Origin of the sequence: Celeribacter naphthalenivorans (assembly GCF_020524585.1) — a bacterium.
Taxonomy (GTDB): domain Bacteria; phylum Pseudomonadota; class Alphaproteobacteria; order Rhodobacterales; family Rhodobacteraceae; genus Celeribacter; species Celeribacter naphthalenivorans.
Map to the genome: position 1 here is coordinate 645,536 of NZ_JAIVLK010000001.1, position 15,205 is coordinate 660,740.

The 15,205-nt window shown below is 62.2% G+C and carries 13 protein-coding genes; 9 read left to right on the forward strand and 4 right to left on the reverse strand.

Translation table 11 applies throughout. The features are described from left to right. Window positions 1–12 precede the first annotated feature (12 nt). From LC094_RS03130 to LC094_RS03155, 6 genes are all read left to right on the forward strand, one after another. On the forward strand, window positions 13–1,140 hold the full coding sequence (locus LC094_RS03130; RefSeq protein ID WP_226550179.1) for an ABC transporter substrate-binding protein: 1,128 nt from the start codon (window positions 13–15) through the stop codon (window positions 1,138–1,140). Window positions 1,141–1,267: 127 nt separating this feature from the next. After that, the gene (locus LC094_RS03135) at window positions 1,268–2,401 is read left to right on the forward strand and encodes an ABC transporter substrate-binding protein (RefSeq protein WP_226550181.1); all 1,134 of its coding nucleotides are present in this window, start codon (window positions 1,268–1,270) and stop codon (window positions 2,399–2,401) included. Between the two features lie 92 nt (window positions 2,402–2,493). After that, the gene (locus LC094_RS03140) at window positions 2,494–3,372 is read left to right on the forward strand and encodes a branched-chain amino acid ABC transporter permease (RefSeq protein ID WP_226550184.1); all 879 of its coding nucleotides are present in this window, start codon (window positions 2,494–2,496) and stop codon (window positions 3,370–3,372) included. After that, the gene (locus LC094_RS03145) at window positions 3,369–4,340 is read left to right on the forward strand and encodes a branched-chain amino acid ABC transporter permease (protein ID WP_226550187.1); all 972 of its coding nucleotides are present in this window, start codon (window positions 3,369–3,371) and stop codon (window positions 4,338–4,340) included. The genes LC094_RS03140 and LC094_RS03145 overlap by 4 nt, the downstream gene beginning before the upstream one ends. After that, on the forward strand, window positions 4,340–5,089 hold the full coding sequence (locus tag LC094_RS03150; protein ID WP_226550351.1) for an ABC transporter ATP-binding protein: 750 nt from the start codon (window positions 4,340–4,342) through the stop codon (window positions 5,087–5,089). Before LC094_RS03145 ends, LC094_RS03150 begins: the two co-directional genes overlap by 1 nt. Window positions 5,090–5,091: 2 nt before the next feature. Beyond that, window positions 5,092–5,823 (forward strand): ABC transporter ATP-binding protein, encoded by a 732-nt coding sequence (locus LC094_RS03155; RefSeq protein WP_226550190.1) that lies wholly within the window; start codon window positions 5,092–5,094, stop codon window positions 5,821–5,823. 19 nt (window positions 5,824–5,842) lie between these two features. Here LC094_RS03155 and LC094_RS03160 read toward each other — a convergent pair whose 3' ends face one another. After that, a complete protein-coding gene (locus LC094_RS03160; protein WP_226550193.1) occupies window positions 5,843–6,619 on the reverse strand; it encodes an SDR family NAD(P)-dependent oxidoreductase in 777 nt (258 codons plus the stop codon). Then, window positions 6,620–8,311, reverse strand: coding sequence for an FAD-dependent oxidoreductase (locus LC094_RS03165; protein ID WP_226550196.1), 1,692 nt, complete (start codon window positions 8,309–8,311; stop codon window positions 6,620–6,622). 158 nt (window positions 8,312–8,469) lie between these two features. Here LC094_RS03165 and LC094_RS03170 point away from each other — a divergent pair, with 158 nt between their 5' ends. Beyond that, window positions 8,470–9,375: a helix-turn-helix domain-containing protein gene (locus LC094_RS03170; protein WP_226550197.1), complete on the forward strand. Its 906-nt coding sequence runs from the start codon at window positions 8,470–8,472 to the stop codon at window positions 9,373–9,375. A 93-nt stretch (window positions 9,376–9,468) separates the two neighbouring features. Beyond that, on the forward strand, window positions 9,469–10,035 hold the full coding sequence (locus LC094_RS03175) for an NIPSNAP family protein (RefSeq protein ID WP_226550198.1): 567 nt from the start codon (window positions 9,469–9,471) through the stop codon (window positions 10,033–10,035). On the opposite strand, the gene LC094_RS03180 is transcribed toward LC094_RS03175, so the two are convergent. After that, window positions 10,032–10,784: an SDR family NAD(P)-dependent oxidoreductase gene (locus LC094_RS03180; protein WP_226550199.1), complete on the reverse strand. Its 753-nt coding sequence runs from the start codon at window positions 10,782–10,784 to the stop codon at window positions 10,032–10,034. The two genes, LC094_RS03175 and LC094_RS03180, sit on opposite strands and share 4 nt — an antisense overlap. Before the next feature lie 183 nt (window positions 10,785–10,967). On the opposite strand from LC094_RS03180, the gene LC094_RS03185 reads away from it, so the two are divergent. After that, a complete protein-coding gene (locus LC094_RS03185) occupies window positions 10,968–11,741 on the forward strand; it encodes an SDR family NAD(P)-dependent oxidoreductase (RefSeq protein ID WP_226550200.1) in 774 nt (257 codons plus the stop codon). A gap of 16 nt (window positions 11,742–11,757) precedes the next feature. Here the strand turns inward: LC094_RS03185 and putA are convergent, their stop codons facing one another. Next, window positions 11,758–15,204 carry a bifunctional proline dehydrogenase/L-glutamate gamma-semialdehyde dehydrogenase PutA gene (putA, locus tag LC094_RS03190; RefSeq protein ID WP_226550202.1) on the reverse strand — a complete coding sequence of 1,149 codons (3,447 nt, stop codon included), beginning with the start codon at window positions 15,202–15,204 and terminating at the stop codon, window positions 11,758–11,760. Between the last annotated feature and the right edge of the window lies 1 nt (window position 15,205).

Here is a 15,205-nt window from a genome sequence, read left to right on the forward strand (position 1 = left end):
AGGGAGGAGACCATGCTGAAATCACTACTGACAGGAACCGCACTCGCGGCGGGTCTGGGGTTTGCCGCACAAGCGGAGACGGTTCACATCGCCAATATCGCCGAGCTTTCGGGCGCAGGTGCTGCGGCTGGGTCGGTTTGGGCCGACGGTGTGCATCTTGCCATCGATGAGATCAACGAGAGCGGCGGCATTTTGGGCATGAAAGTCGACATGCGCGAATACGACAGCCAGACCGATCCGCTGCAATCGCGCGCCTTGGTGCAAAAGGCCATCGATGAAGGGGCTTTTGCCTTGCTCGGCACGGTCTATTCGTCCTCGACCGTGGTGAATATGCTGGTCGCTCAGCAAAACGGCATCCCGCAGTTCACCGGCTCCGAGGCGCCGTCGATCACCGAGAAGGGCAATCCCTACATCTTCCGCACCACCTTTGGGGCGCAGAAAGGCATGCCGAAGATCGGCGCCTATCTCAAGGACACGCTGGGCGTGACCAAGATCGCCATCGCTTGGGCCAACACCGAATACGGCAAAGGCGGCCACGATGCGTTTTCTGCCGTGGCCGAAGAGATGGGCCTCGATATCGTCGCCGATGTGGCCTCTGAACAGGGGCAGGCGGATTTCTCCGCCGATGTGCTCAAGATCAAGAACTCCGGCGCAGAGGCGGTCTTTGTCTATCTGACCGAAGAGGAAAGCGCCCGCTTCCTGATCGAAGCGGAAAAACAGGGGCTCGACGTGCCGAAAGTCGGCGACACGGTGTTGACCTCGCAAAAGGTCATCGACCTTGCAGGCGGTGCCGCCGAGGGTGCGCTTGGCCATGTCGGACTGTCCGCAGATGCGCCGGTGCCGCTGTTGCAGGAGATGGATGCGAAATTCACCGAACGCTTTGGCTACCGCCCGGATCACAACGCGATCAAGGGCTATATCGGCGCCTATTCGATCAAATACGGTGCTGAAATCGTTGGCGAAATCGACAGCCAGAAGCTGACCGATGCGATGCATGGTCTGTGCCTCGATGCCGAGGAATACCCGGGCGTTCTGATGGACATTTGCTGGGATGAAAACGGCGAGGTGGCCCGCGAAAGCTTCATGGTGGAGGTCAAGAACGACGCGCAGGAGATCACCACCATTCTGCCGCCGAACTGAGGCGCCAGACGCAGCCGGAAAGATGAAGAATACCCTGTGCCGGGGACGGCGCAGGGGTCGCAGATCAGGACCCACGCACATCAAACGGGCCGAGCTGCGTTACGAGGAGTGTTCTAGGGAGGAACCGATGATGAAACGCAACGTTTTGGCGGGCGTCAGCCTGACCGCGATGCTGATGGCCGGGGGCGCATATGCCGACACGGTCAAGATCGCCAATATTTCCGAACTGTCCGGGGCAGGTGCTGCGGCGGGGACCGTCTGGGCCCATGGGGTCGATCTGGCGGTGGATGAGATCAACGAACATGGCGGCATTCTTGGCATGCAGGTCGAGATGCGCGAATACGACAGCCAAACCGACCCGCTGCAATCGCGCGCCTTGGTGCAAAAGGCCATCGACGAGGGCGCTTTTGCGCTTTTGGGCACTGTGTATTCGTCCTCGACCGTGGTGAACATGCTGGTGGCGCAACAAAACGGCATCCCGCAATTCACCGCCTCCGAGGCGCCGTCGATCACGCAAAAGGGCAATCCCTATATCTTTCGCACCAACTGGGGCGCGCAAAAAGGCATGCCCAAAATCGGCGCCTATATGAGGGACCAGCTGGGCGTCGAGAATGTCGCCGTCGCCTGGGCCAACACCGAATTCGGCAAGGGCGGGCACGACAGCTTTGTCGAGATCGTCGAAGAGATGGGCCTCAAGGTCGTGGCCGATGTGCCGTCCGAGCAGGGCCAGGCGGATTTCTCCGCCGATGTGCTCCGGATCAAGAATTCCGGCGCCGAGGCGGTGTTCATCTATCTCACCCAAGAAGAGGCCGCGCGCTTTTTGATGGAGGCCACCAAGCAAGGTCTCGAGATCCCGAAAATCGGCGACAGTGTGCTGACCTCCGAGAAGGTGATCGAGCTGGCTGGCCCTGCCGCCAATGGCGCGAAAGGCCATGCGGCGCTGACCATCGCCGCCGATGAGCCGCGGGTACAGGAATTTGCCGCCAAGTTCACCGACCGCTTTGGCTACAGCCCCGATTACAACGCGATGAAGGGCTATATCGGCGCCTACACGATCAAGTACGCCACCGAAATGGTCGGCGAAGTGGACAGCCAGAAACTGGCTGACACGGTGCATGGGCTTTGCCTCGATGCCGAGGAATACCCCGGCGTTCTGATCGACATGTGCTGGGACGACACCGGTGAGGTGTCGCGCGAAAGCTACATGGTCGAGGTCGTCAACGGCCAGGAACAGGTATCCGAGGTTCTCCCCGCGAACTGACGTTCGCACCTCCGGCGGCAAGACCGCCACGCCCTGTCCCGCAAGTCCCTGTGGGGCAGGGTTACGTTTCACACAAATGAGAAGGACTGGCCATGGCCGAGCTTCTGCAAATCTTAGTCTCGGGACTGTCGGCGGGCGCGATCTACGCGCTGGCGGCTGTCGGCTTTACCCTGCTGTGGCAGGCGTCCCAAACCATCAATTTCGCGCAGGGCGAATTCGTCATGCTGCCCGCGTTCTTCGTGCTGGCGGGCATGACCATTTTCGGCCTGCCGCTTTGGGCCGCGATCCTGACTGCGCTTGTGCTGTCGCTCGTGGTTCTGGGCGCGATGTTCAAGAAACTGATCGTCGAGCCGATGCTGCCGCATGGCACGCTGCCGCTGGTGATCGCCACCATCGCGCTTGGCATTCTGATGAAGGAAAGTGTCAAGGAGTTCTACTCCGCGCAGGGCCAGCCCTTTCCGCCGCTTTTCCCGCAGCATGTGATCAACTTCTTCGGCGCCTCGATCTCCATTCAGGACATCTGCAACCTCGTTGTGGCCTTCGCCGCGATCATTTCGCTGCAGCTGTTTCTGGGCCGCACCCGCACTGGTCGCGCCATGCAGGCGACCGCCCAGGACCCGCGCGTGGCCGAAATTCTCGGCGTCGATGTGAAAAAGATGGTGATGTACACCTTCCTGATCAACGGCGCGCTGGCGGCCATTGCCTCGATCCTGATTTCTCCGGTCTATCTGGCGAAATTCTCCAACGGTGAGACGCTTGGCATGATCGCCTTTATCGCGGCCATCGTCGGCGGGTTCAACCAGATCAAGGGCGCGCTTTTGGGCGGGCTTCTGATCGGGGTGATCGACAACCTCGCCGCCGTTTACGTTTCCGCCGAATACCGCACGGCGATCCCGCTCATCCTTTTGATCGTCATCATCATGGTGCGCCCGCAAGGCATCTTGGGCACGCCCGAAGGGAGGACCGTATGACCGCGCTCCGTCTGCTTTTTCTCGTTGCTTTTGGCCTCGCGCTGTTCATCGCGCCTTTGGGGCAGGGCAATTACATCATCTATGTTCTGTGCTCCTGGCTGATCTTTTCGATCTCCGCCATGGGCCTCAACCTCACCCTTGGCTACGCCGGGCAAATCAGCCTCGCGCAGGCCGCTTTCATGGGCATCGGCGCCTATATCACGGCGCTTTTGACCATGGCGGGGGTGCATTGGATCGTTGCTGTTTTCTGTTCGATCGGCGCAAGCTTTGTGATCGGGCTGGTGCTGGGCTACCCGGCGCTGCGCGTTCAACACCACTTCCTCGCCTTCGTGACGCTGGCTTTCACCACGCTGGTGTTCCTCGTGCTGCGCAATGAGGACTGGCTCACCGGTGGCTCTCTGGGCCTCGTCGGCATCCCGCGTCCGGTGTTCGGGCCGTTCGACACGATGAAGCAACTGCCGTTCTACTATTTCACCGTGGTCTGTTTCCTGATCACCGCAGGCGTCATGGCGTGGATGCTGCATTCGCCCTGGGGCCGCGCCTTCAAGGCGCTGCGCGAGAACCCGATCCGGGCCAACTCGCTGGGGCTGAACACCACGCGGATGACGCTTTTGGCCTTTGCCATCGGCTCCGCCATGGGTGGCCTCGCGGGCGCGTTGCAAGCCCCACTGGTGCAGTTCATCGAACCCGGTTCTTTCACCCTGATCCTCTCGCTGAAAATTCTGTTGATGGTGATCGTCGGCGGCTCCGGCTATTTCTTCGGGCCGATCCTTGGCGCAGGCCTTGTGGTGCTCTTGCCGGAAATGCTGCGCTTCACCGATGGCTATTACCTGATCATCTATGCGCTTCTGGTGCTGGTGGTGATGATCTTCTCGCCGCATGGGCTCATCGGTCTTGGCCAGAAACTTCTCTCCTCCTTCAAACCGCGCGAAGAGCGGGGCGATCTCAAACAGGGAGCACAATTGTGATGCACAGCGATACGGTTCTGTCCGTTCAGGACATCAACAAACATTTCGGTCCCATCCGCGCCGTCAATGGTGTGAGCTTCGAGGTGCAAAAGGGCGAAATCCTTGGCCTCATCGGCCCCAACGGCTCTGGCAAATCGACGCTCTTCAACTGCATCCTGGGTCAACTCACGCCCACCTCGGGCGGGGTGCAGATCAACGGCAAATCCGTGGCGGGCGCTCAGGCGCATGAGCTGAGCAAACTGGGCATTGGCCGGACGTTTCAACAGTTGTCTGTGTTTCCCGAAATGACGGTGATCGAAAACATCATCATGGCGGGCCAAGAGCATAAGGGCACCATGCTCACGCGTCTGTTTGGCAAATCCGACGCAGGGCTGACCGGCGAGGCGGAGGAAATGATCCGTTTCTTCCGGCTCGAACACCTGCGTGACGAGAAAGCCGGGTCTTTGTCCTACGGGCAACAAAAGCTGCTCGATGCCGCCATGGCCTTTATGGCCGGGCCGGAGATCGTGCTTTTGGACGAACCGGCTGGCGGCGTGAACCTGACGATGCTTCAGTATCTGAAAGAACGCCTGATCACCTACAACCGCGAACACGGCACGACCTTTGTCGTGATCGAGCACAACATGGAATTCGTCATGTCGCTCTGCACGCGGATCATCGTGCTGGCCGAGGGGCAGATCATCGCCGAGGGCAGCCCCGACGAGATCCGTTCCAACCAGCAAGTCATCGACGCATATCTGGGAGGCTGACCATGTCTGCTATGCTTGAACTCAAAAACCTATACGGCGGTTACGGCAAGATCACGATCCTCAACGGCACCACCTTTTCGATCCCGCGCGGCACGATCACCACGGTGATCGGTCCCAATGGCGCGGGCAAATCGACGGTGTTCAAAGCCATCTTCGGAATGCTCGACATCCACTCGGGCCAGATCATTTTCGATGGTGAGGATGTCACGCGGTCGTCGCCCAAACAGATGATCGGCCATGGCGTCACCTACGTGCCGCAGGGCCGCAATGTGATCCCGCAGCTCTCCGTTTGGCACAATCTGGAGATGGGCGGCATCACCTCCAACGATCAGGCCAGCGTCAAACGCCGGATGGAATTGGTGATGGATCAATTCCCGATGCTGCGCCAGTTCAAGGACCGCAAGGCGATCGAACTGTCTGGCGGGCAACAGAAACAACTCGAGATCGCGCGCTCTCTCTTGCTCGATCCGAAACTGGTGCTCATTGACGAGCCGTCCATCGGCCTGTCGCCCAATCTGGTGCAGGAGGTCTTCGAGACGCTCAAGACGCTGCGCGACGAAGGTGTCACCATCTTGATGGTCGAACAAAACGCCAAGGCGGCGCTGGCGATGTCGGATGACGGGATCGTTTTGGAACTGGGCCAGATGCGGATGCACGACAAGGCCGACAAGCTTTTGGCCGACCCGAAGGTCGGCCAATTGTTTCTGGGTGGTCATATGGAGGAGGTGGCCTGAGCCACCTCACACATCTATGTCACTCGGTAAAACCGGGACGGGGGACGCTGCCCATCAGGGTCTGGCTCAAGCCCCCGTCCACCACAATTTCCTGACCATTGATATAGCTGGCGCGGTCCGAGGCAAGGAACGCGCTGGCATGTGCCATGTCCTCTGCGGCGCCGATCCGGCCGGTGGGCACGCGGCGCTCGCGCGCGGCTTTGACCTCTGTGTTGGCGTAGAACGGCTCCGACATGGGGGTGAGCACCAGACCGGGCGACACCACATTCGAGCGCAGCCCCTTAGGACCCCACTCATAGGCCAAGGTGCGCGACAGCATCGCGACACCGGCCTTGCCGGGCGAATAGGCGCCGGAGAAGGGCTGCGGCTGGCTCGCCGAGATCGACGCCACATGAATGAGCGCGCCTTTGCCTTTGGCGATCATCTGCGCGCCAAAGGCCTGCGCGGTGATGAAACAGCCATCGAGATTGACCCGCAGCATCGCCTGCCAGTCTTCCAGCGCCAACTCTTCCAAGGGACCGGGGCGCAGGATTCCGGCGTTGTTCACCAAGACATCCGCACCGCCCAGCTTGGCGATCTGCGCCGCCGCCTTGGCGACCGAGGCCGGATCGGAGACATCGCAGCCAAAGCCATAGCCGTCCACCGCATGTGCCGCCGCCTCGGCATCCTCGGCACGGTAGTCGAGGGCCACCACCGTGGCCCCCAGCTCTTTGAACGTCGCAAGCATCGCCCGGCCAATGCCGCCCGATCCGCCGGTCACAACAGCGATTTTCCCTGTGAAATCAATCCAACCCATTTACGCCACTCCTGCCAGATGACGGCCCGTGATATAGCCGAAAGTCAAAGCCGGCCCGAGGGTGATCCCCGCGCCCGGATAGTTGCCGCCCATGATCGAGGCGCGGTCGTTGCCCACCGCGAAAAGCCCCGCAATCGGGGTGCCTTCTGTGTCCATGACTTGGCCTTCGACCGTCGTCGTCAGCCCGTCAAAGGTGCCCAGATCGCCCATGATCACCTTGAGCGCGTAATAGGGGCCTTGCGCGACCGGCGCGACGCAGGGGTTCGGCTTGACCTCCGGGTCGGCCAGGTAGCGGTTGAAGGCCGTGCTGCCACGCCCGAATTCCGGATCCTCGCCGCGCACCGCGTCTGTGTTATAGGCGGCAATCGTGGCCTTGAGGCCCGCCGCATCAATGCCGGCCTTCTGCGCCAACTCATCGAGCGTCTTGCCGGAGACGAGGTAGCCATTCTTCAGATAGGGCGCGAGCGGCACCGGCGCGGGTTTGGCAAAGCCCAGACCGTATTTGCGAATGGTCGGACGGTCGGCGATGAGCCAGCACGCGGTCTCTTTCTGCCCCTCGCAGGCCTTGATCAGAGCCGCGCCCACGTCGTGATAGCTCTCGCTTTCATTGGTGAAGCGTTTGCCATTTGCCAGCACGCCGATGATCCCCGGTTTGTAGCGATCCAGGAGATGCGGAAAGGCCTTGTAGCCGCCTTTGGAAGGCACTTTCGACACGGGCATCCAGGCGGAGGTTTCCGGGAAATTCACCTCGAACTTGCCGCCCACGGCGCGGCCAAGGTCGATCCCGTCGCCGGTGTTGTCCTCCGGCACGGGCGACAGGTGTTCGCCACCGCGTTTGAGATGCGGGTAGGCCGCGCGGATCTTCTCCACATCGTGCGCAAAACCACCTGCGGCCAGCACCACGCCTTTGGACGCGCGCACCGTCACGACACCCATCTCGCCCTTGACCTTCGCGCCGACGACGGCGCCGTTTTCGGTCAGGAGCTCGGTCGCGGGGCTGTCGGTGTAGATCGGAATGCCCAGATCGAAACAGCTTTTCGCCAGCCGCGCGGCCAGCGCATTGCCCGAGGTCACATGCGTGCCGCGACCGTAACGCGCGACTTCGGCGGCATGGGCCGCGAGCCGTTTGGTGACATAAGCAAAAGAGCCTATGCTTTTGGTCGCGTTGAAGAAATGTTTGATGTCGGCGTTCGAGGAATTGAACATCATCCCCATGAAGGTGATCGTCGACAGCGGCGGGCGCAGCCGTTTGAGGTCTTTGCCCAGACCGCTGGTGTCATAGGGCGCCGCCGTAATCGACCGGCCGACCTGCGCGCCGCCCGGCGCGTCGGGGTGATAGTCCGGGTAGAGCGAGGGCACGAATTTGACTTCGGTCTCGCGCTCGAAAAATTCCACCGCCTTGGCGCCGTTTTCGAGATAGGCGTCGACCGCCTCGGCTTCGAAAAAATTGCCGGTCTCGGATTTCATATACTCCCGCGCGCGCTCGACGTCTCCGGGCGCACAATGTGCGTTTCCGGGAATCCAGAGAACCCCGCCCGAAAAGGCGGTGGTGCCGCCGAAGACCGGCGCTTTTTCGATGATGATCACATCGAGGCCGTTTTTCTTTGCGGTGATCGCCGTGGACATGCCACCGGCCCCCGATCCGATCACCAAGACATCGCAGTGCGTGCCATCCTTGAGACGGTCTTGCATCTTATCTCCTCCAGTTGTGCGGCACATCCTCGCCGCCTCCCTGTGTCGAGATATGCCAATCCAGACCGCGCACGCGAATGGACGGACGCCGAAATTCATTGCACTATTGTTCATCGCAGTCGGAAGAGGAGCCGCCTGCTAGAAGGAGGAGGAAGAGGATGCTGCACGCACATGAGCAGTTGATTCCACGTATTTATCTCTACGGAGAGGAGCTTTCCGAGGTCGAATTGGACTTTATCCATGTCGAACCGATCCGGGAACGTTCGGGCGCCAACGATTGGACAATTCGTCCGCACGCGCATCCTGATCACATCCAGCTTTTGTTCGTCGAACATGGCGGTGGCGAGATCCGGATCGAGGCGCAGACCTATCAAATTCCGGTCCCTGCCGTGGTGGTGATCCCGGTGGCGATGGTGCATGAAATTCGTTTTCTGCCCGGCACCGACGGCCATGTCATCACCGCCGCCTGTTCCTACGCCAAGGCGATGACCCAAGGCGACGCCCGGTATGGCGAGGCGCTGGCGCATCCCGCGGTCTATCCTCTGGGCGAGGACCCGGCCAATTGCGGCGCGCTCAAGGAGAGTTTCGAATGGATGCGCCGCGAATACGTCTGGACCGCACCGGGACGCCGCATGGCGATCAAGGCGCAGTTTCAGCGCATTCTCGTCGCCCTGATGCGGCTGCGCGCCGAGGCCGGAAGCGTCGATCCCCAGCGGGTGGATCGCGACTACGATCTCTTGTGTCGCTACCGAGAGCTGCTTGAGGCGCATTTCAAAAGCGAGAAGGCGTTGGAGTTCTATGCCTCGAAACTTGGTGTGTCGATCCAGCGGCTGAACCTCGCCTGCAAGGCCCGCGCCGACAAAACCGCTTCGCAGCTTTTGCACGAACGCGTGGTGATCGAGGCGAAGCGCTGTCTGATCTATATGACGATGACGGTGGCCGAAGTGGGCTATGATCTGGGGTTCGAAGACCCGGCCTATTTCTCGCGTTTCTTCTCGCAACGCGTCGGCGTGCCGCCGGGCGCCTATCGCGAAACCTGTCTTGCGGAGCGGCGTCAGAATTGAGGGAATTGTTCAAGTCAAACCCGGGAATCTCCATGGTTTTCGCGGAAAAAGTGCGGGAATTGTCCAACTCTTTGAACTGAGAGGGAGAGTGGAATGATCCATGAATTGCGCGCCTATGATTTGAAGCCCGGCATGGGGCCAGCCTATTTGTCGCTCTTCATGCGGCAAGGCATCGGTGCCGTGACGCGGCATTTGCCGATGGCGGGCTATTGGCTGACAGACACCGGTGCGCTCAACCGGCTCTATCACCTGTGGATCTATGAGAGTCTTGAGGAACGCGCGGCGGCGCGGGTGGGGCTTGGCGCGGATCGTGATTGGATGGAGGGGTTCGTGCCCGAAGGCTTTCCGATGATCGTCACCCAGCGCAACATGCTGATGGAGCGGTTGGAGGGCAATGCGATGCTCGATGCTGCCGAAAACGGGCGCAAAACCCATCACCCGAATGCGCCGGACGCGCCGGTGTTCGGCGAGGGGATGCAAGGCCTGACCTTTGGCGCAGGTGCGATCTGCGATCAGCCGCTCGTCGGCCGCTGGCGGGTGATCTCCGGCGAAACGCCGGGCGAGATCGTGACGCTCTGGGGCGGCGATCCGATGGCGAGCGCCAAAGGGGCCGCCCGCCACGAAATCCTGCGCCCGATCTCGGTCTCTCCTTTGGGTTAAAGATCGTCTGCCGCGCCATAGGCCATCCAACCGGCATCGACGGAGAGTACCGATCCGGTGATCGCAGAGGCGGCATCCGAGGCGAGAAATGCAATCGCCTCGGCAATTTCACGCGGTTCGATCATCCGGCCCAAAGGCACGCGGCGCAAAATCTTGGCCTCGTCCAAAAGCCCGTCCTCGATCAACCCGCGCACCAGATCGGTCGCGACATAGCCCGGCGCGACGGCATTGACGCGAATGCCCGCGCGGCCCCACTCAGAAGCCATGGATTTCGTCATCGCCACCAACCCGGCCTTGGCCGCGCCATAGGAATTGCGTCGGGGCAGGCCGGTGAGGGCTGCGATGGAGGCCAGATTGACGATCGCGCCGCCGCCGTTGCCTTGCATGCGTTTGGCCACCTCGCGCGCCATGAGAAATCCACCCGCAACATGGATATCGAGCATTCTTCGGACGTGCGCGAGGCTTTGCTCGGTGGTCGGCAGATTCACGTCGCCAATGCCGGCGTTGTTGACCAGAATGTCGATGCCGCCGACCTCTGTGAGCGCTGCGATCACGCCCTCCTCATCGGTGACATCGACGGCGAGGCCGAGGTGATCGGGGCCAAGGCGCGCGGCGCTCTCGACCGCCAGATCGCCGTTCAGATCGAGGATCGCCACCCGCGCACCGCGGGCCGCGAAGACGTCGCAAACTGCCAGCCCGATCCCCGATGCGCCGCCTGTCACAACGGCGGTTTTGCCTTTGAATGTCATGTCGAAAATTCCTCCCTGTTTTTGCGCCATTTTGCGCCTCATGCGCAGGTGTCGCGATGCACAGGACTTGGGAATTCTTGCAGAAAAACGAAAACTCTAACCGGCCTAGGGATATGTCCATTGCCCGCGTCAGGCCGGTCTGAAAGTCTCGCCCGCAAACGCATATAAGACGGAGGACAAATCATGCGCATCATGTTGACCGGTGGAAGCGAAGGGATCGGGGGCGCGACCCTGCGCCAGATGGCGCGCGAGGCACAAGCGCGCGGCGAGGCGGTGAAAATCGTCACCACGGCCTCGGGCCGCAAACCGGCGCCCGCCGCGTTGATCGCGGAGTTGGAAAGCCTCGGCGCTGAGGTCCTGTTCCTGACGGGAGACTTGGGCGACGCGGAGGTGGCCAAAGATATTGCCGCAAAATCGCTGGAATTCCTGGGCGGTCTCGATCTGTTTGTGTCGAACGCAGGCGCCGGAAAACCCGCGCCGCTGGCCGAGCAATCGCTTGCGGAATGGGACCGGATGTTCAACCTCAACGTCCGCTCGACCTTCGTGCTTGCGCAGGCCTTCTACCCGGCGCTCAAGGCGTCAAAGGGCAGCATCGTTGTCGTCGCCTCCATGTCCGGCATGCAGGCGCATCTGGGGCAGGCGGCCTATGCGCCTGCCAAGGCGGCGGTGATTTCGCTCGTGGAAAATCTGGCCATGGAATGGGCGCCCGACGGCATTCGGGTCAACGCGGTGGCGCCGGGGATGATCCGCACACCTTTGACGGCGGCGATCTACGCCAGGGAAGGTCTGGAAGAGGCCCGCGCCAAACGCGTGCCGCTGGGCCGTGTTGGCCTGCCCGAAGACATTGCGGCGGTGATCGCGTTCTTGGCCTCCAAGGGCGCGGGCTATGTCACCGGCCAGACGATCCTGGCCGATGGCGGTGTCTGCGCGACGGGGCTCAATAACCTGCCGAGCTGATGCGGTCGGGGGCGGCTTACGCCTCGCCCGACAATAGCGCGGCATTGCCGCCCGCCGCCGTCGTGTCGACGCAGAGGTGACGCTCATGCAGCACATGGGCGGCATCTGGTGCGGTCGTCACGAGCGGAAGGATCGCGCCCAGACGCTGCGACAGGGCCTGACCGTAGGCGCGGGCTTTCTCCGCATCGCCCCACCAGATCACGCCGCCGAAACCGTCGATGGTTTTGAGCGCGTGGGTGGGGGCGAGGCCCTCTGCCATGACCGCAAACCCGCCCAGAGCGGTGACGGCCTTGGCCTGCGCCTCTGCTGTGGCGCGCCCCGGTCCCAGACAGAGGAAGGGCGGGCGGGCGTGGGTCGAGAGCGTGTTGGCTTCACCGGTCGGCCCCGGCAGTTGTTCTTTCGACAGCGGCGCTTCGGACAGGGGCGTCGCGGTGATCGCACGCTGAAGGGCGGCGGCCTCGGTGGCTGTGTCCCAGACCTCAGTGGAGACCTCAGACGGCGCGGCACAGAAGCGGTTGAGGTAGAGAGGTCCCCCGGCTTTCGGCCCGGTGCCCGACAGGCCTTCACCACCAAAGGGTTGCGAGCCGACGATGGCGCCGATCTGGTTGCGGTTCACATAGAGGTTGCCAACATGGAGCGCATCGCAGACCTGTTGCACCCGATCATCGATCCGCGTGTGCAGACCGAAGGTCAGGCCATAACCGGTGGCGTTGATCGTCTCGATCACCTTGTCCAAGTCCCGCGCCTTATAACTCGCGATATGAAGCACCGGGCCAAAGACCTCGCGCTCGAGGCTTTCGATGCCTTCGACCTCGATGAGAGCAGGCGCGACAAAGGTGCCCTCGGTGGGGGCCGTCAAGCGGTGCAACACACGGGTCCCGGCGGCATCGACATAGGCTTTGATCTGGTCGCGTGCCTCTCGGTCGATGACCGGGCCGACATCTGTGGACAAAGCCCAAGGGTTGCCGACGGAAAGCTCATCCATCGCGCCTTTGATCATCTCTATGAGGGCGGGGGCGATGTCCTCTTGCACATAGAGACATCTGAGCGCCGAACAGCGCTGGCCCGCCGATTGAAACGCCGAGGCCACGATGTCGCGCACGGCTTGCTCGGGGAGCGCGGTGCTGTCGACGATCATCGCATTCAGCCCGCCGGTTTCCGCAATGAGCGGCGCGCCGGGGGCGAGGTTGGTGGCCATGGCGCGGCGGATCACCTGCGCGGTGTCGGTGGAGCCAGTGAAGACCACGCCGTCGATGCGCGGGTCCGAGGTGAGGGCCGCGCCCACGGTCGGGCCGTCACCGGGCAAGAGTTGCAGCGCCCTCACCGGCACACCCGCCTCATGCAAAAGGCCTACGGCCAGCGCGGCGATCAACGGCGTTTGCTCGGCGGGTTTCGCCAGAACCGCATTGCCCATGGCAAGTGCTGCCGAGATTTGCCCGGTGAAAATCGCCAGCGGGAAGTTCCACGGCGAAATCGCGGTCACGCGACCCAAAGGTTTGGCCTCGGCACGGCGCTCTGCCTCATCGGCGTAGTAGCGCAGGAAATCCACCGCCTCGCGCAGTTCGCCCACGGCATCGGGCAGGTTTTTCCCGGCTTCCCGCGCCAGAACAGCGAAGATTTTGCCAAAGTTCGCCTCATAAAGATCGGCAGCGCGGCGCAGCACGGCGGCGCGCTCAGCCACGGGGGCGTCCCAAAGTGCAGCGGCGTCCAAAGCGCGAGAGACGGTTTTCGCATCGGCCTGCACAACCTCGCCCACGGTCTCGCCGGTGGCCGGGTTCACGACCGAGGTGGACGTGCCAGTGGCCTCGCCCGCGATCATCGGCGCGGCGTTTAAGTCGAAGGCGGCCTTCCGCGCGGCCTCGATCCGGGCCAGCGTGTTTTCGTCCTTGAGGTCGAAGCCTTTGGAATTCTCACGCACGCCGAAAATCTCGGAGGGCTGCACGAGGCCCGCAGGCGCCTGTGCGTCGAGGACGGAGACGAACGGGTCGAGGGCGATCTCCTCGGGCGTCACACTTTCATCGACGATCTGGTTCACGAAAGACGAGTTGGCGCCATTCTCCAACAGACGCCGCACGAGATAGGCCAAGAGGTCCTGATGCTTGCCGACGGGGGCGTAGATGCGGCACCGCGTGGTTTCGTCTTTCAGCACGATGTCATGCAGCCGCTCGCCCATGCCGTGCAGGCGCTGGAATTCAAAGGCGGGGTTTCCGGCCTCGCGGGCGAGTTCGAGGATCGCCGCGACCGTATGGGCGTTGTGCCCGGCGAATTGTGGATAAATCCGGTCGCTGTAGCCCAAGAGTTTCTTGGCGTTGGCGATATAGCTGACGTCGGTTGCGTCCTTGGTGGTGAATAGCGGGAAACCGGGATGCCCCTCGACCTGCGCGAGTTTCATTTCCGTGTCCCAATAGGCCCCTTTGACGAGGCGCACCATGAGTTTGCGGTCCAGTTCCTCTGCGGTCTGATAGAGCCAATCGAGCGTTTGCCCTGCGCGTTTGCCATAGGCCTGGACCACGATGCCAAAGCCGTCCCAACCGGCCAGCTCTTCGTCTTCGAGCGTGGCGCGGATGACGCGGAGCGACAGCGTGAGCCGCGCCTGTTCCTCGGCGTCGATGTTGAAGCCCATGCCAGCGGCGCGGGCCTGACGGGCGAGGGCGCGCAGCACAGGCACAAGCTCGGCCATGACGCGGGCCTCTTGGGCGACGTCATAGCGCGGATGCAGGGCGGAGAGTTTCACCGAAATGCCGGGATTGTCGGCGACGGAGCCTTTGGTGCAGCCTTTCGCAATGGCACTCATCGCATCGGAATAGGCCTTGGCATAGGCGTCCGCATCCGCCTGGGTCATCGCGGCTTCGCCCAGCATGTCGTAGCTGTAGGTGTAGCCTTTGGCCTCTTGCCCCTTGGCGCGGGTCATGGCGGCCTCGATGGTCTGGCCCAGCACGAATTGCTGGCCCATTTCCTTCATCGCGCGCGAGACGGCGGTGCGGATCACCGGCTCGCCCATGCGTTTGACGAGGCCGCGAAGGGTGCCTGCAACGCCGCTGCCGGGTTTCTCGTCATCCAGCACACGGCCCGTCAGCATCAAAGCCCAGGTCGAGGCATTGACCATAGCGGAGGTGGAATGCCCGAGGTGCTCGCCCCAATCAGAAGGCGCCACCTTGTCTTCAATGAGATCATCAATGGTCTCGCGATCCGGCACCCGCAGCATCGCCTCGGCCAGACACATGAGCGCCACACCTTCGCGGGTCGACAGCCCGTATTCGGCGAGGAAATGCTCCATCAGCGTCGGCGAGGATTCCTTGCGGATGCGGCGGACAAGCTCGGTGGCGCGGGCCGTGATCCGGGCGCGCTGTGCCTCGGGCAGGGCGGCCTGACGGATCAAAGCGTCCAGCACATCGGCTTCGGGGGCGAATTTGGTGGTGGACAGAGAGGACATCAAGTCCGTCAGGGAAAGCGGGTGGCCCATC